This is a genomic window from Paracoccus sp. 08 (genome assembly GCF_024105395.1).
GTDB classification, from domain to species: domain Bacteria; phylum Pseudomonadota; class Alphaproteobacteria; order Rhodobacterales; family Rhodobacteraceae; genus Paracoccus; species Paracoccus marcusii.
The window spans coordinates 1-16,547 of record NZ_WEKR01000009.1 but is presented as its reverse complement, the minus strand read 5'-3'; the positions used below and the strand labels follow the sequence as shown (position 1 = coordinate 16,547).

General features: G+C 67.2%; 13 protein-coding genes, 1 tRNA gene and 1 pseudogene. 5 read left to right on the top strand and 10 right to left on the bottom strand.

The features are described 5' to 3' along the window. Positions 1 to 35 precede the first annotated feature (35 nt). Positions 36 to 1,118: pseudogene (locus GBO37_RS04610) on the top strand (aminotransferase class V-fold PLP-dependent enzyme); the annotation flags it as partial. A 9-nt stretch (positions 1,119 to 1,127) separates the two neighbouring features. Continuing rightward, the gene (locus tag GBO37_RS04605; protein WP_371927488.1) at positions 1,128 to 1,610 is read left to right on the top strand and encodes a GNAT family N-acetyltransferase; all 483 of its coding nucleotides are present in this window, start codon (positions 1,128 to 1,130) and stop codon (positions 1,608 to 1,610) included. Positions 1,611 to 1,661: 51 nt separating this feature from the next. Here the strand turns inward: GBO37_RS04605 and GBO37_RS04600 are convergent, their stop codons facing one another. Beyond that, positions 1,662 to 1,958, bottom strand: coding sequence for a PRC-barrel domain containing protein (locus GBO37_RS04600; RefSeq protein ID WP_252927510.1), 297 nt, complete (start codon positions 1,956 to 1,958; stop codon positions 1,662 to 1,664). A 153-nt stretch (positions 1,959 to 2,111) separates the two neighbouring features. On the opposite strand from GBO37_RS04600, the gene GBO37_RS04595 reads away from it, so the two are divergent. Further along, a tRNA-Arg gene (locus GBO37_RS04595) sits at positions 2,112 to 2,188 on the top strand. Between the two features lie 169 nt (positions 2,189 to 2,357). Here the strand turns inward: GBO37_RS04595 and GBO37_RS04590 are convergent. The 9 genes from GBO37_RS04590 to GBO37_RS04550 all read right to left on the bottom strand — a co-directional run bounded on the left by GBO37_RS04590 (position 2,358) and on the right by GBO37_RS04550 (position 13,219). Beyond that, entirely contained in the window at positions 2,358 to 3,749 is a 1,392-nt protein-coding gene (locus GBO37_RS04590; RefSeq protein ID WP_252927508.1) for a M20 family metallopeptidase, read from the bottom strand. After that, positions 3,746 to 4,507: an ABC transporter ATP-binding protein gene (locus GBO37_RS04585; RefSeq protein ID WP_252927506.1), complete on the bottom strand. Its 762-nt coding sequence runs from the start codon at positions 4,505 to 4,507 to the stop codon at positions 3,746 to 3,748. Before GBO37_RS04585 ends, GBO37_RS04590 begins: the two co-directional genes overlap by 4 nt. A gap of 1 nt (position 4,508) precedes the next feature. Then, positions 4,509 to 5,363 carry an ATP-binding cassette domain-containing protein gene (locus tag GBO37_RS04580; RefSeq protein ID WP_252927504.1) on the bottom strand — a complete coding sequence of 285 codons (855 nt, stop codon included), beginning with the start codon at positions 5,361 to 5,363 and terminating at the stop codon, positions 4,509 to 4,511. Next, positions 5,360 to 6,268 (bottom strand): nickel transporter permease, encoded by a 909-nt coding sequence (gene nikC, locus GBO37_RS04575; RefSeq protein WP_252927503.1) that lies wholly within the window; start codon positions 6,266 to 6,268, stop codon positions 5,360 to 5,362. The genes GBO37_RS04580 and nikC overlap by 4 nt, the downstream gene beginning before the upstream one ends. Next, positions 6,265 to 7,335 carry an ABC transporter permease gene (locus GBO37_RS04570; protein ID WP_256479796.1) on the bottom strand — a complete coding sequence of 357 codons (1,071 nt, stop codon included), beginning with the start codon at positions 7,333 to 7,335 and terminating at the stop codon, positions 6,265 to 6,267. Before GBO37_RS04570 ends, nikC begins: the two co-directional genes overlap by 4 nt. Beyond that, positions 7,336 to 8,934: an ABC transporter substrate-binding protein gene (locus GBO37_RS04565; protein ID WP_252927501.1), complete on the bottom strand. Its 1,599-nt coding sequence runs from the start codon at positions 8,932 to 8,934 to the stop codon at positions 7,336 to 7,338. 117 nt (positions 8,935 to 9,051) lie between these two features. Next, the gene (locus GBO37_RS04560; RefSeq protein ID WP_217845587.1) at positions 9,052 to 10,026 is read right to left on the bottom strand and encodes a diguanylate cyclase; all 975 of its coding nucleotides are present in this window, start codon (positions 10,024 to 10,026) and stop codon (positions 9,052 to 9,054) included. Between the two features lie 2 nt (positions 10,027 to 10,028). Beyond that, entirely contained in the window at positions 10,029 to 12,851 is a 2,823-nt protein-coding gene (locus tag GBO37_RS04555) for a response regulator (RefSeq protein WP_252927499.1), read from the bottom strand. After that, on the bottom strand, positions 12,848 to 13,219 hold the full coding sequence (locus GBO37_RS04550; RefSeq protein WP_252927497.1) for a hypothetical protein: 372 nt from the start codon (positions 13,217 to 13,219) through the stop codon (positions 12,848 to 12,850). Before GBO37_RS04550 ends, GBO37_RS04555 begins: the two co-directional genes overlap by 4 nt. 908 nt (positions 13,220 to 14,127) lie before the next feature. Here GBO37_RS04550 and GBO37_RS04545 point away from each other — a divergent pair. Then, positions 14,128 to 15,153: a tartrate dehydrogenase gene (locus GBO37_RS04545; protein WP_252927495.1), complete on the top strand. Its 1,026-nt coding sequence runs from the start codon at positions 14,128 to 14,130 to the stop codon at positions 15,151 to 15,153. A 1,221-nt stretch (positions 15,154 to 16,374) separates the two neighbouring features. Beyond that, the coding region (locus GBO37_RS04540) for a transposase (protein WP_252927593.1) at positions 16,375 to 16,547 on the top strand (173 nt) is incomplete at its 3' end.

Here is a 16,547-nt window from a genome sequence, read left to right as displayed (position 1 = left end):
GGCGCTAGGCTGCGCGCAACGGAAAGGATGCACCCATGCCCCATCAGCGCCCCGAGATCGACCCGGACGGCCTTGACGAATTCTCGGTCGTGTTCACCGACCGGTCACTGAACCACATGTCGAAACGCTTTCAGCAGGTCATGCGCGACCTGTCGGCGGGTCTGTGCGAGGTCTATGGCGCGGCCCAGGTGGCGATCGTACCGGGCGGCGGCAGCTATGCGATGGAATCGGTCGCGCGCCAGTTCGGGCGCGACGCGCATGCGCTGATCGTCAGGAACGGCTGGTTCAGCTATCGCTGGAGCCAGATCTTCGACGCGGGCACCTTTGCCCGCGAGGTGACCGTGGTCAAGGCCCGCCCGCAAGGGAACGCGCCCCAGCCCGCCTATGCGCCCCCGCCCATCGACGAGGTCGTGGCCCGCATCCGCGAGACGCGCCCCGACGCGGTCTTTGCCCCGCATGTGGAGACCTCGGCCGGGCTGATCCTGCCCGACGACTATATCACCGCGCTGGCCGATGCCGCGCATGAGGTGGGCGCCCTGATGGTGCTGGACTGCATCGCGTCGGGTGCGATCTGGGTCGACATGCGGGCCACGGGCGTCGACGTGCTGATCTCGGCCCCGCAAAAGGGCTGGTCGGCGTCGCCCGCCGCAGGCCTTGTCATGTTGTCCGATCGCGCCGCCGAACGGCTGGCCACCACCGACAGCGACAGCTTTGCGCTGGATCTGAAGAAATGGCGCGCGATCATGCAGGCCTATCTGGATGGCGGCCATGCCTATCACGCGACCATGCCCACCGACGCGCTGCTGGGCCTGCGCGACGCGATGGAGGAGACCCGCGCGATGGGGTTCGCCGCCGCGCGCGACGCGCAATGGCGCCTTGGCCGGGCGGTCCGCGACGAACTGTCCGCGCGCGGCATCCGCTCGGTCGCGGCCGAGGGGTTCCAGGCGCCGGGCGTCGTGGTCAGCTATACCGACGACCCCGAGGTCAAGTCTGGCAAGGCCTTTGCCGCCCTCGGCACCCAGATCGCGGCGGGCGTGCCGTTGGCCGTGGATGAGGGGGCCGACTTCTCGACCTTCCGCATCGGGCTGTTCGGTCTGGACAAGCTGCGCGATGTCGACGCCGTGACCATGTGGCGACAGGACCCCGACATGACGCTGACGATCGACCTGGAAAGCCCGCTTGGGCCCGACTTGGACCTGCTGTTCCAACGCCACACTGCCGAGATGCATGCCGATACCCCGCCGGGATCGATCCACATGATGCCCAAGGAGGCGCTGGAGAACCCCGCCATCGCTTTCTTCGTCGTGCGCGACGCGGGCCAACCTGTGGCCATGGGCGCCATCAAGGATCTGGGCGCATCCGAGGGAGAGCTTAAATCCATGCACGTGCTGTCCGAACAGCGGGGGCGGGGCGTATCGCGGATGCTGCTGCGGCACATGCTGGGTCACGCACGGAAGGCGGGCTATGCCAAGCTGTCGCTGGAAACCGGCGTGCAGCCGGGATTTGTCGCGGCACGCGGCCTCTACGCCCGCGAGGGGTTCACGGAGTGCCCGCCCTTTGGCAGCTATCGCGCCGACCCGCATTCGGTCTTCATGACGCTGATGTTGTAATGCAAACGGCGCGCATCCTGCGATGCGCGCCGTCGTCTTCCTGTCGATCAATCAGTGCTCGTGCGTGGGCAGAGCCTTCAGATCATCCTTGGTCCAGTTGGTCCGGGCATGCACGGTGCCGCTTTCGTCGCGCATGAAGTCCAGATCGGTCGCCGGAATCATGACCGGCTTGGCGCCGATGCCCAAGAACCCGCCTACGTCCAGCACGACCTTGGCCGATGCACCCATGCCATGCGTGTGCGACACGCTGCCGACGGTTTCGTCGCCCGGGCCATAGACGGTGGCGCCGTCCAGAACGGCCTCGGTCAGTTCGTCGTGGGTCAGTCGCGTGTGATTTGCGTGGTCCATGTCGACCTCCTTCAGGTGGTGTGGCACATCAACACCGGCCCCGCGGGTGCCGTTCCATCGTCATGGGATGGCCCTGCGCACAAGTTCGTGCTTGCCGGGGCGATTAGCGTCTGGATTGCCGATGCGCCTGCCGCTAAGAAAGGCCAGCCCGCGGGCCCCGTAGCTCAACTGGATAGAGCAATTGACTTCTAATCAATAGGTTGCAGGTTCGAATCCTGCCGGGGTCGCCATTTTCCGTTTCAGCTCAGACCCTTACCGCACCAATCGGTGCATCTTTTCCTGTCCATAAGGACAGGATGACGCCGCCACCGACTTCAGACAAAAGAGGCTTATCGGCCGGGCGTCCTTGGTGGTTGGTTTAAAGAGTTCAGACGCCCGGCCGATCTGTCACCCCTGCGGTCAAGTGCCATCCGCGGGCGTCCCCAGATCCCACCACAACCCCGCCATGATCGCCAGCGCCTGTCGCGACAGGCTTTGCAACGCATGTTCGTCGGGCGCGTGCTGACAGCAGCCGCGATAGGAATGGGGCACCCAGATCGTCGGCAGGCCCAAGATTTCCGCAAAACATTCGTTGGGCAGCGATCCGGCCAGGTTCGGCAGCAGATGCGGGTCCTGCCCGGTCGTCCGCCGGACCGACACCGCGACCCGGCGCACCCAGTCATGGTCGGGCATCAGCCGCGTGGCATGGGCGGGATCGCCGTCCCGCGGCACGATGCGCACCGCGTGATGGCCGTGGCGGTCCAGGTGGCGGCGCAGCGCCGGCAGGATGTCGCTCGGATCGGTCCCCACGACATAGCGCAGCTGGCAGGTCGCCCGCGCGCGGCCCGCGATGGCGTTCACGGGTGCGTCGGGCACGCCGGCGGTCATCGCCAGCACCGCAAAGCTGTTCCAGCCAAAGGCGCGTTCGGTGGGTGTCAGCCCGACTTCTCCCCAGTCGGCATCGACCTGGGGGCCGCCCGCCTCGATCACCGGCAGGTCGCGCAGGGCGTCGCGCAGCGCGGGCGTCAGGCTGTCGGGACGCCATTCCGGGACCTGGATCTGGCCGCGCCGATCGCAGATCGTGGCCAGCGCATGGGCCAGGATCATCGCCGGATCGGCCAGAAGACCGCCCCAGTTGCCCGAATGATGCGCCCCCGACCGCAGCTCCAGCACCAGATCAAAGGCCAGCGCCGCGCGCGATCCCATGAACAGCGTCGGCACGTCGGCCTGCAGGCGCGGGCCGTCAGACGCGATCAGCACATCGGCCGCCAGCGCATCGGCATGGTCCCGGCAAACCTGGGCCAGGCCGGGCGATCCGGTCTCCTCGGACATCTCGAAGATGATCCGCATGTTGAAGCCCAGATGCCCGCGCGTGTCGATGACCGCCTGCAGCGCGGCCAGGTTGATCAGGTGTTGCCCCTTGTTGTCGGCCGCGCCACGGCCATACAGGCGGTCGCCCTCGGCGGTCAGGACAAAGGGCGACAGCCCGTCGCGCCACTGGTCGGTCTGGGCATGGACCACGTCGCCATGACCATAGGTCAGGACCGTGGTCAGGGCCGGATCCTCGATCCGTTCCGCGATCAGCAAGGGGCCGCCGCGCGGGTCGGGGTTGTCCAGCACCCGCGTGGCGAAGCCCAGACCGGACAGGCGCGGTATCATCGCCTCGGTCAGATAGCGGTCCAGATGGGGCCGCTGCGCCGGGTCCTGGCTTTCGGTCGGATGTGCCACCAAGGCCGCCAGATCGGCCTGGAATCCGCCCTGGTCGAAATAACCTTCGGCGCGGGCGACCGCATCCTGTCGCGCATCGGTCATGGGCGGGCCTCCGGGCGGTATCCGGCGGACGCCTCGATCAGGTGGGTGGTATAGGGCTGGGCGCCCTGCCCCGCCCGCAGATGGGACGCCGGCAGGATCTCGACGATGCGGCCGCGCTGCATCACGGCCAGCCGGTCGCACATATGGGCGATCACCGACAGGTCGTGGCTGACCATCAGATAGGTCAGCCCGTGTTCGTCGCGCAGATCGGCCAGCAGGTTCAAGATCTCGGCCTGGACGCTGACGTCCAGCGCGCTGGTCGGCTCGTCCAGCAGCAGCAGGCGCGGCTCCGCCGCCAGGGCGCGGGCGATCGCCACGCGCTGACGCTGTCCCCCGGACAGCTGGTGCGGATAGCGGAAGCGGAACCCCCGGCCCAGACCCACGTCGTCCAGCAGCTTGACGATGCGCTGGTCGATCCTGTCCATGCCCTGCAGGCGCAGGGTCTCGGCCAGGACAGCATCGACGGAATGGCGCGGATGCAGGCTGGCATAGGGGTCCTGGAACACCATCTGGACGGTGCGAAAGAACGCCCGGTCGCGCCGCTCTCCCTTCTGAGCCTGACCGTCGACCGCGATCCGGCCGGACCAGCCGGGGATCAGACCTGCGATGGCGCGCAGGATGGTCGACTTGCCCGAACCGCTTTCGCCGACCAGGCCAAAGCTTTCGCCCTGCGCCACGTCGAAGGCCGCATTGTGAACGGCGGTGACGCGGTCGGGCTCCTGCCCGAACCAGACGGTCAGATCGGCAACGCTCAGCATCTCAGGGGCCTTTCACGACGGGGTCGCGCCAGCTGTCCTGGCGCTGGAGGACGGACAGGCGCGACACCGGCGCGTCCAGCCGCGGCAGGCTGTCCAGAAGCCCGCGGGTATAGGGGTGCTGCGCCCGGTGCAGGTCGCGGGCGGGCAGCGTCTCGACCACGCGGCCGGCATACATGATCAGCACGCGGTCGCAGAACTGCGCCACCAGGTTCAGGTCATGGCTGATGAAGATCAGCCCCATGCCGCGGTCGCGGACCAGCCGGTCCATGATGTGCAGCACCTCGGTCCGGACCGACACGTCCAGCGCGCTGGTCGGTTCGTCCGCGATCAGGATGTGCGGATCGGGGGCCAGCATCATGGCGATCATGATGCGCTGACCCATGCCGCCCGACACCTCGTGGGGATAGCTGTCCATGACGCGTTCGGGGTCACGGATCTGCACGGCCTCAAGCATCTCCAAGGCCTTTGCGCGGGCGGCGGCGCGGGGCGCGCGCGCGTGCAGGCGATAGGCCTCGATGATCTGCTGGCCCACGGTCATCACCGGGTTCAGGCTGAACTTGGGGTCCTGCATGACCATGCTGATGCGCCCGCCGCGGATGGCGCGCATCTGCCGGTCGGGCAGGTTCAGGATGGACTGGCCCTCCAGCTCCATCCGGGCGGCCTCGACCCGACCGGGCGGACGCACCAGGCCCAGGATCGCGCGGCCGGTCATGGACTTGCCCGACCCGCTTTCGCCCACGACGCCGAGGCGTTCGCGGCCCAGGTCGAAGTCGATGCCGCGCACGGCCTGAAACTCGCCCTGCCGGGTCGGGAAGGTGACGCGCAGGTCGCGCACGGACAGAAGGGGTTCGGTCACGACTTGTCTCCCTTGGGGTCCAACACGTCGCGCAGCCCGTCGCCCAGCAGGTTGAAGGCCATCGACACCAGAAAGATCGCGATGCCGGGCATGGCGGCGACCCACCAGAAGTCGAGGATGTAGCCCCGCCCGTCCGAGATCATCGCCCCCCATTCGGGCAGCGGCGGCTGTGCGCCGAGGCCCAGAAAGCCCAGGCCCGCCGCCGACAGGATGATCCCCGCCATGTCCAGCGCCACCCGCACGATCAGCGACGACAGGCACAGCGGCCAGATGTGGCGGATCAGCAGGCGCAGCCGCCCCGCCCCCTGCAGGCGCGCGGCGGCGATGAAGTCGGCGTTGCGGATGGTCAGCGTCTCGGCCCGCGCCAGGCGCGCATAGGGCGGCCAGGCGGTCAGCGCCAGTGCCAGCACCGCGTTGCCGATGCTGGGCCCCAGGGCCGCGACGAAGGCCAGCGCCAGGATCAGCTTGGGGAAGGCCAGGAAGATGTCGGTCACCCGCATCAGCACCTGGTCCACCCAGCCCCCGGCGAACCCCGCCACCGTGCCGATCAGCAGCCCGATGACCGGCGCGATCAGCGCGACCGTGCCCACGATGAACAGCGTGATGCGCGAGCCGTGGATCAGCCGCGAGAGGATGTCGCGCCCCAAGGCGTCGGTGCCCAGCCAATGCGCGGCCGACGGCGGCTGCAGCCGGTCGGCCAGGTTCTGGGCATAGGGGTCCTGCGGCGCGATCCAGGGCGCCAGGATCGCCATGCCGATCAGCAGCGCCAGGATGATCAGTCCGACCATCGCCAGCCTGTTGGCGCGGAAGGTCAGCCAGCCCTGATAGATCGCGCCAAGCCGCGCCTGGCGGCGGGTCTGGGGCGCGTCGGACAGCAGCCAGTCGCGGCGTGTCATGGCGCTCATGTCGACCTCGGGTCCAGGAAACGGTACAGGATGTCGCTGAACAGGTTCAGCACGACGAAGCACACGCCCACGACCACCGTGCCGCCCAGCACCGCGTTCATGTCGCCCGACAGAAGGCCGCGGGTGATGTAGCTGCCCAAGCCCGGCCAGCTGAAGATGATCTCGGTCAGGACCGACCCCTCCAGCAGAGAGCCGAAGGACAGCGCGATGACCGTCACCAGCGGGATCGCGATGTTGCGGAAGGCATGGCCCCAGATGACGGCGCGTTCGGACAGGCCCTTGACGCGGGCGGTGGTGATGTATTCCGCCGACAGCTGTTCCAGCATGAAGCTGCGCGTCATGCGGCTGATATAGGCCAGCGAATAATAGCCCAGCAGGCTGGCCGGCAGGATGATGTGAGAGAACGCGTCGCGGAATGCGCCCCAGTCCCCGGCGATCAGGCTGTCGACCAGGATCATGCCGGTCACGTTCGGCACCATCCCGTCATAGATGATTCCCTGCCGCCCCGGCCCCCCGACCCAACCCAGCATGCCATAGAAGATCAGCAGGCCCATCAGCCCCAGCCAGAAGATCGGCATCGAATAGCCGACCAGCGCCACGACCCGCGCGACCTGGTCGATGACGCCGCCGCGCCGCGCCGCCGCGATCACGCCCAGGGGCACACCGATCACGACGCCGATGAAGGTCCCCAGGGCCGCCAGCTCGAAGGTCGCGGGAAAGACGCGGGCGATGTCCTGTGCCACCGGCTGCCCGGTGGAGATGGACCGTCCGAAATCGCCGCGCAGCACGTCGCCCACATAGGACAGGAACTGCACGATCAGCGGCTGGTCCAGACCCATCGCGACATAGGCGGCGTCGTACTGGGCCTGGGTGGCGCGGTCGCCCACCMCCTTCAGCACCGGGTCGATCGGCATGACCCGCCCGATGATGAAGGTGACCAGCAGCAGCCCCAGGAGCGTCAGCGCCAGCGACAGGACGGTCCCCGCCACGCTGCGCACGCGCCTGCGGGTCAGGGCGCGGCGCCGCGACGATGCGGTCGCGGCGCCGGTCGGATCGGTCAGGGCCATTTATTCGCCCTTCGTCACCTGACGATACATGACCGACGAAATGGCGCCGCCGCTCCACCAGTTCTGGACGCCGTCGCGCAGGCCGACCTGTTCGATGCGCTGGAACAGCGGCACGATGGGGGCCTCGGCCTGGTACTGGCGCTGGATGTCCTGGTACATCGCGGCGCGGGCGTCGGCGTCCTGCTCCAGGGTGGCTGCGACAGTGGCCTCGTTCATCTCGGCCGGCACCTCATAGGCGTTGCGCCAGGCCAGCAGGCCCACGGCGGCGGCCTCGTCGCTGTTGTCGGGGTTATAGGCGAAGGTCGCGGCATTGGTGTTCGGGTCCGAATAATCCGGGCCCCATTCGCCCAGGAAGATCGGCACCTCGCGGGCGCGATAGGCGTCCAGCACCTGCGCGCCGGTCATCTGCTCGATCTCCAGGGTCAGGCCGACCTGGGCCATCGACGCCTGCAGGGTCTGGGCCACGTCCACGTATTCGCGCAGGTCGCGCACGCGGGTGGTGATGGTGCCGCCCTCGATCCCCGCATCGGCCAGGATCTGGCGGGCCTTCTCGACGTCATAGGTCCAGGGCTGCTCGTCCAGCACGCCCAGATAGCCCTGGGGCAGGAAGGTCTGGTGGGTGACGAACTGACCCTTCAGGAAGCTGCCGGTGATGCCTTCGTAATCGACGAGGTGCTTCATCGCCTCGACCACGGCGGGGTTCGACAGCAGCTCGTCCTTCTGGTTCAGGCCCATGTAGAGGATGCGGCCGCGCGGCTCGTCCTGGATGGTCACGCCCTCGACCGCGGCGATGGATTCCACATCCGTCGGCGTCAGGTTGCGCGCCACGTCGATGTCGCCCTGCTCCAGCAGCAGCCGTTGCGCGCTGGATTCGGCGACGTTGCGCACGATCACGCGCTTCATCTCGGGGGCGCCCTGCCAGTATTCCTCATAGGCGGTCAGCTGCACCGCCTCGTTCGGACGCCAGGCCGACAGCACATAGGCGCCCGACCCGGCTTCGTTCGTGTTAAGCCAGGCATTGCCCATGTCGCCGTCGACCTCGTTGGCCATGACGGTCTCCATGTCGACCACGCTGGCGATGTTGGCGGTCAGGCAGTTCAGCACGAAGGTCGGCGCATAGGGCTTGTCCATCGTCAGCGTCAGCGTGTTGCCGTCGGCGGTGATCATCTGATCGACGTTGTCGGCGGTAAAGCCGAACTGGGTCAGGATGAAGGCCGGGGTCTTGTCCAGCTTGACCGCGCGCTGCAGCGACCAGGCGGCGTCCGCGGCGCGCACGGGGTTGCCCGAATGGAAGGTCGCATCCTCGCGCAGCGTGAAGGTGATGGACAGGCCGTCCTCGGACACCGCCCATTCGGTCGCAAGGCTGGGCTGGAAGCCCGCGTCCGGGTCCAGCGGGTTGAAATCGACCAGCCGGTCATAGGTGTTGTTGTTGACGTCGTTGCCCGCGAACTCGAAGCTTACCGCCGGGTCCAGGCTGATGATGTCGTCGATCGTGTGGGCCACGACCAGGGTGTCGGCCGGCGTCTCGGCCCAGGCCGCGGGTGCAAGCGCCAGCGCCGAGGCCAGAAGCATGGCGCGCATGGTCAGGGGATATGTCATGTGAGGTTCCTGTCGGTGATCGGCCCCCGCTGTGTCGCGGGGTTGCATGTCATGCAGCCTGCCGCAGGCCCGTCCGGCATTCAATGCCAATCTGACGGCCGGCCCGACGGGAAGGACCTAGCCCGCCCTGACATCCCCGACGACCGGCCCGTCCAGCGCGGACGCGTCGCGCAGCGGGTGATCGGCGCTCATCACCTGTCCGCTGACGCGGTTCCGCCCGGCCAGCTTGCTGCGATACAGCATCCTGTCGGCCCCGGTCAGCCAGAAGGCGTTGTCGCTGCCCATGTCGCAACGCCCGGACGCCACGCCGATGCTGATCGTCACCACCTGCCCCACCTGCGACGCGCGGTGCGGGATGGCCAGCGCCTCGACACCGGCGCGCATCGTCTCGGCCAGGTGAAGGGCGCCGTCCAGGTCGGTGCCGGGCAGGATGCAGGCGAACTCCTCGCCGCCATAGCGCGCGCACAGGTCGCCCGACCGGCGGATCGCCTGCGCCAGCGCCTGCGACACGGCCTTGAGGCAGATGTCGCCCTCGGGGTGGCCATAGCTGTCGTTGAAGCCCTTGAAGTGATCGATATCCAGCATCAGCACCGCGATCAGACCGCCGTCGCGCGCCTGCCGGTGCAGCTCCGCCTGCAGGCGGCGTTCCAGCATGCGCCGGTTGGCCAGCCCCGTCAGCGGATCGCGCAGCGCCTGTTCGGTCAACTGGTCGCGCATCCGCTTCATCTGGACGTGGTTGCGCACGCGCCGCTGCAGGGCGGCCGGGCGGACCGGCTTGGTGACATAGTCGATCGCACCGACCGCCAACCCGCGCAACTCGGCCTCGTCATCGCCCAGGGCGGTGGCGAAGATCACCGGAATGTCGCTGAGCAGCGGGTCGGCCTTGAAGATGCGGCACAGCTGATAGCCGTCCATGCCGGGCATCACCACGTCCAGCAGGATCAGGTCCGGCCTGCTTTCGCGGGCCACCTGCACGGCCTGTTCGCCGGACAGGGCAAAGCAGATCTCGTATTCGTCCTCCAGCACGGCGGTGACGATCTCGATGTTGGCGGGTTCGTCGTCGATCACAAGGATGACGGGGCGGTTGTCCATGTTCATATCCCTGGTTGACCGGTGTCGGGGTGGGGGCCGTTCAGCAGCGCATCCGCCGCGGCATAATCCAGCCGCAGCAGCGCGCGGCGCACGGGATGGTCGTCCATCGCCATGCGGTCCAGCTGCAGCGCCTCGGCCAGCGCGTCAAAGCTGGCACGGGCGGCCATGCTGCGACGGCGGACCTGGTCGCGCAGATGGCCGCGCAGCTGGGCAATCCGCGCGCTGTCGCCGGCCGGGGTGGGCGGCGACGCGGCCGCGTGGGGCGTGCCCGCCGCCGCCGTCAGGCTGTCGGCGGCGGCGATCGCCGCAGCCAGCGGGCCGGACAGCTGCGCCAACAGCGCGTCGATGCCGATCGTGTCATCGGCCTGCAGAGACGCCTCGATCTGCCCGGCAAGGGCCGCGATCCGGGGCAGCTCCAGCGAGGCCGCGACCCCCTTCAGGGTATGGGCGGCGCGATGCGCGTCCTGTCGTCGTCCGTCTTCGATCAGCTGCGCGATCTGCGCGACAGCATCGCGGTTCCCTTCGGCAAAGGACAGGATCAGGCGGCGCAGCAGCGGCCGCTTGCCGTTCACCCGCGCCAGCGCGGCGGGGATGTCGAAGGGCGGCAGGTGGTCGGGCAGGTCCGCGGCGCCAACCCCCTCGGCCCGCGGGGCCGGGGCGGCGGCGGTGGGCACGATCCGCATGTGGCGTGCCAGCACCGCGATCAGGCGCGCGGGATCGACGGGCTTGGTCACGTGATCGCACATCCCCGCCTTTATGCAGGCGCGGCGTTCGTCGTCATAGGCATGCGCGGTCAGCGCGATGATGGGCAGGGCCTCGGCCGTGTGCGTCAGGCGGATCTGCCGCGTGGCGGTCAGCCCGTCCATCTCCGGCATCTGCATGTCCATCAGCACGGCGGCATAGCCCGCCGCACCGGCCTCGACCATCCGGCAGGCGACAAGCCCGTTCTCGGCGCAATCGACCAGCAGGCCCGCATCACCCAAAAGCGCGACCGCGATCTCCTGGTTGATCGGATTGTCCTCGACCAGCAGCACGCGTTGACCGCGCATCGCCTCGGGCAGAAGGGGGGCGGCGGGCAGGTCGGGCGCGACCTCGGGGACATGGCGTTCGGCCAGCCCGGGCAGCTGCTTGAGCGCATCCAGTAGGTTGCGCGCGTTGATGGGCTTGGCCAGGAACAGGTCGATCGTCTCTCCGCCGGCCTCGGCCATGACGGCGTCGACGCCGTGCGCGGTCATCACCATCGTGGCGGGCATCCCCCGTAGATCCMCCCGCCGCAGCGCGCGCAGCGTCTGCAGCCCGTCCAGATCAGGCATCTTCCAGTCCAGGATCACCAGGTCATAGGGATGGCCCCGCTGATCCGCCGCCTGCACCATGTCCAGCGCCGCGCGGCCCGAGGGCGCTAGGATCACCCGGATCTGCCAGCGGGCAAAGATCGCCTCCAGCATCTTCAGCGCGATGGGGCTGTCATCCGCGATCAGGATGCGCAGGGCGCGGATCACGCTGCAGGGCATGATCGCTTCGGCGGCGTCCACCTGTCCGATCCCCAGGCACAGCGAGAAGGTGAACCGGCTGCCCTGCCCCGGCACGCTCTCCGCGCGGATCCAGCCGTCCATCTGCTGGACGATCTGCTTGCAGATCGCCAGCCCCAGCCCCGTCCCCCCGAACCGCCGCGTGGTCGAGCTGTCGGCCTGCGTGAACGGCGTGAACAGCCGGCCGACCTGGTCGGGCGTCATGCCGATGCCGCAATCGCTGACCGAGATCTCGACCCGGGCCTGGTCGTCCTGCCGTTCGACCAGGCGGGCGGTCAGCACGATCTCTCCATCCTCGCTGAACTTGGTCGCGTTGCTCAACAGGTTCAGCAGCACCTGGTTCAGGCGCAGCTCATCCCCGACCAGCATCTCGGGCAGGCGTTCGTCGATCTCCTGGCGCAAGGTCAGGCGGCGGGCGGCCATGGTGTCGGCCACCATCTGGACCTGGCATGACATCGCCGAACGCAGGTCGAAGGGCCGCGCTTCCAGGGTCAGTGCCCCCGCCTCGTTCTTGGAAAAGTCCAGCAGGTCGTTGATCAGACGCAATAGGACGCCCCCCGCGGTGCTGATCCGGCTGACATGCTCGCGCTGGCGCGGTTCCAGCGTGGTTCGCTGGACCAGGTGGCAAAAGCCCAGGATGGCGTTGATGGGGGTGCGGATCTCGTGGCTCATGTTGGCCAGGAACATGCTCTTGGTGCGGTTCGCCTCCTCGGCCTCGCGGGTGCGTTCCTCCAGCGCGGCGCTTTTTGCCACGATCTCGTCGCTCATTTTGCCGATGCGGTCGAAGGACTGGACGACCTTGTCGCTGACCCAGACCAGAACCGTGGTCTGAAATGCCACGATGGCCCCGTGCAACAGCACCCGCGCCACGTCGCCGTCGGTCGAGAACACGGCATTCGGCAGCAGATAGAACAGCACCAGATGATGCACGGTGATCGCCGCTGCCGACATGATCAGGGCCGACCGGTCGAACCATGCCAGATTCAGCGCCAGCACGGCATAGAAGTACATGTGCATGTCCATCTGCCAGGCGTGCCCCTCGAACGCCAGCAGGAACAGCGCAGGCTCGCCCACCAGGGCCACGGCGGCGATGTTGCGCGTCACCGGCCGAGTGCGGCGCAGCCGCCACAGCAGGTGATAAAGCGCGGCAAGCCCCCCGGCCAGCGCCATCGCCGTAAGCGGTGACATGCTGCCCACCCACGCCGCGGCCAGGCCGATCACCGGGACATGCGCCCAGAACAGCGTGACCAGCATCCGGCCATAGCGCGCCCGCAGCGCGTTCAGTTCGACGTTCATCGTGCCCCCTCCGCGTCCGACGCGACGCATCCCAAAGATCCCGGCGCGGGCAGCACCAGCCATGCGCCCCGCTGGCGGACGCGGTCCTCGAACCCGTCGTCGCCCGACAGCACGACCGACAGGCCGGGCAGCGCGCCAAAGGCGATCACCCCGCCCCCGGCGGCATGGACCAGGTCCAGAACCTGCGCCCGATGCAGGCCGGGACGGGTCATGACAAGGAACTGTCCCGGCGCGCCCGGGCGGGTCAATGCATGGCCCGCCAGCGCGACCAGCCCCGCCAGCGCCAGCGCCAGCGCCGGCAAAAGCGCGCTCACCGCACCCCCCTCGCTTTCGCGCGCCGTCATGTCGGCACCGGTTCCAGATGTCACGATGTGCTCCTGCCCTATCCTTGGACTGCACAATATCTTGCATCGCGTCGTCCGTCCGCAGACCGGTCGAATGCAAGAATGTCCAAAACGATGCGGTTCATACGGAACCACTGGCGTCACCGTGCGCCCACGGGGGGTCCGGGGGCGCGCAGCCCCCGGCCACCGCGGGACGCAATTCGCGTGCACCGGCCCTCGCAGACGGGGCGCCGAACCCCGTCCCCGCCCGGCGCTGTCATGGCTGCCTAAAAATCATGGGACAAACCGGATCAGTCGCCCCGCACGACTGTATTTCCCTATTCTGAGATGGGGCAGTAGCGGCAGGCCAGTCGATCGTCGCTGCATCTTGAAGTGTGTGATCTCAAAAGCATTGCCCACCCGCGGGGTCGTTTGATCGACCGGCCCTTGCTTCCTGCGTGCTGCTCGTGCCCAGTACTCCCTCCACCGGATGCCATAAATGACAGTGCCGCACCGCCCATCGCTTTCCGTGACGTTGATTGCGGAATCCACGCGCGGTGCTCCGCTTAGGCGGTGGTCGGGCAATCAAGGATGTACAGCCCCGGACATCTCCGCGTCCCGGGCATTCCGGTCGAACCCAGTACCTGACCGACACTTCACCTGGACGAGGGCTTTCGACGCCGTGCAGCTTTGAAGACGCGGGTCAGGCCATGGACCTGTCGGCCTATCCGACCTAGGGTCGCTGCGCCGGCACGTTACACGCGCCCCGTCACCGGCCATGCGGCGGCTCCGGACAGGCACGGTCCGGATCAACCGCCATGGTCGCTGGTGCGATCATGCTCTGTCGGCCGGGGCCTGCGGGTAACCGGGCATCGGCAGCGATCCGGGCTGCACCGCCTGTCGCGAACGTGGCCAACACAAGACCGTGCCGAATGAAATCTGAGGAGCCCTCCATGACCCACCGCATCGCCCTGATCCCCGGAGACGGCATCGGCATTCCCGTGACCGAGGCCGCCCTGCGCGTCATGGAGGCCGGCGGCGCCGACATCGCGACCGAGAGCTTTCCCTGGTCCTGCGATCATTACCTGCAGCACGGCCGCATGATGCCCGAGGACGGCATCGAGACCTTGCGCGGCTTCGATGCCATCTTCCTGGGCGCCGTTGGCTGGCCGGCCCGCGTGCCCGATGCCGTGTCGCTGCACGGGCTGCTGCTGCCCATCCGCAAGGCCTTCGTCCAATACGCCAACATCCGCCCGCACCGCCTGCTGCCCGGCGTCGAGGGACCGCTGAAGACCCGCGATTTCGACATTCTCTGCATCCGCGAGAACACCGAAGGCGAATATTCCGGCGCTGGCGGCCGCGTCCATCAGGGCACCCCGGACGAGGTCGCGGTCGAGACCTCGATCTTCACCCGCGCGGGCGTGGAACGCATCCTGCGCTTCGGCTTCGAACAGGCGCAGGGGCGGCGGGGCAAGCTGGCCTCGGTCACGAAATCCAACGCGCAGCGCCACAGCATGGTCTTCTGGGACGAGGTCACCGACGAACTGGCCGCCGAATACCCGGACGTCGCTGTCACCCGCTACCACATCGACGCAATGTGCGCGCGGATGGTCATGGCCCCCGAGAGCCTGGACGTGGTGGTCGCCTCTAACCTTTTCGGCGACATCCTGACGGATCTGGGCGCGGCGATCCAGGGGGGCCTGGGCTTCGCGGCCTCTGCCAATATCGACCCGACGCGCCGCAACCCGTCGATGTTCGAGCCCGTCCACGGCTCGGCCCCCGACATCGCGGATCAGGGGATCGCCAACCCTATGGCGGCGTTCTGGTCGGCGGCGATGATGCTGGACCACCTGGGCCAGACCGCCCCCGCCGCCCGCATCATGGCCGCACTGGAGGCCGCCACCGCCCGCGGCATCGGCACCCACCCGGGCCGCGACACCACCGACGCCGTCACCACGGCCGTTCTGGCGCAGCTGTAATGACCGCACCGACCCGCGCTCCCCGTCGGTCTCTACCGACCCAAGCCCGGCGATCCGGCGAGCGCTGACAGATGCGTGGGTCGGTGCCGATACCAGCGCCACAGAAGATCCTGACCTCGCGCCGGGCATTCCTTGGGCACAGTCGCGGTTATCGAACCGAACATGGTTGAACGACGATGACTGGTGCCGCCCGTGCCAGCAGTCGCATATCTATGCAAAACGCCGTTCTGCGAATGCTTTTGCAAAACACCATAGCGGTGATTCCTGGACACACTGCGCTGATTCTGGCGCTGTCGAAAGGCTAGTCAGCATCGTAATTCCGGGTCTGGATTGTTACTGATGCTAATCTCACGCCTTGGTTCGCTGAGGTGACCCATCGACAGATAGCCAGTTCCGTCCAGCGACGGTACTACTGCCTAAGCGCGGTTTTACAGTAGGACCGTTGATCAACGTGATGATCACGACAAGATTGCTCCGGTCGTGCGTCGATAATGTTGGGAAAGTATACTGCCCTGACAAACGGACGTTATGGCAGTTGTAATTGTGCTTTTGGTGAAACTGCGGAACACGACGTCCGGCGTCGTCGCACGTCGTGATAAACCTGCCAGAGGGCCTTGCCGTCATTCGGGCCGACAGTATGCGGCCAGTCCGCCGCTTTCGTTGGATTGACATGTGTAAGAGCACGGTGGTGAACGATCAACGGATGCCTTCATTACTACGCCTCTCGGCGGAGAAAGCATCTACGTCCTTGTCGAGGCGAGGCTAGTCAGTTGCACGGAGACCATGGCAGCGTAGCAGTCCTAACGACGCGACATGCATGCATATCAATTTTTGGATAGCATGCTCCGTAGGCCTAACCAGCAAATCTCTGCATGGTCCGAGCATTCCTCCCTTCCATCGCAAAACCGACAGAAGGGCTGAATTTATAGAAAGCGGAACAGGAAAAAGCGCCGCTGGAAACGTGTCTTATCCCATGATGCCGTCACCGGTTATCATCGAATTGTGCCGCAGCAGCCATATTCACCCCGCGGTCTTGATGGCGTCCAGCTACGGACGCGCGAGAGGACACTGAATTGTCGGAACTCGGATATCGCCCGATAGCGTCACGAGTACGACTTACTTTGACGCCGAGGATGAAGCCTGGCCTAGGGTCAGGACCCATTAATCGGGTTTCGACCCCCTTGCCGGCGTGTTTCACGCTCCCGAACTGATGGGGGCATGCTGAGCAATCTTTTTTGGCTGAGTGACGAGCAGATGGCGCGGCTGCGGCCGTTCTTTCCAAAGAGCCATGGCCGCCCACGGGTCGATGATCGGCGGGTCTTGAGCGGGATAATCTTCATCAATCGTAATGGCTTGCGTTGGTCCGATGCGCCGCCAGAGTGTGGTCCACCGAA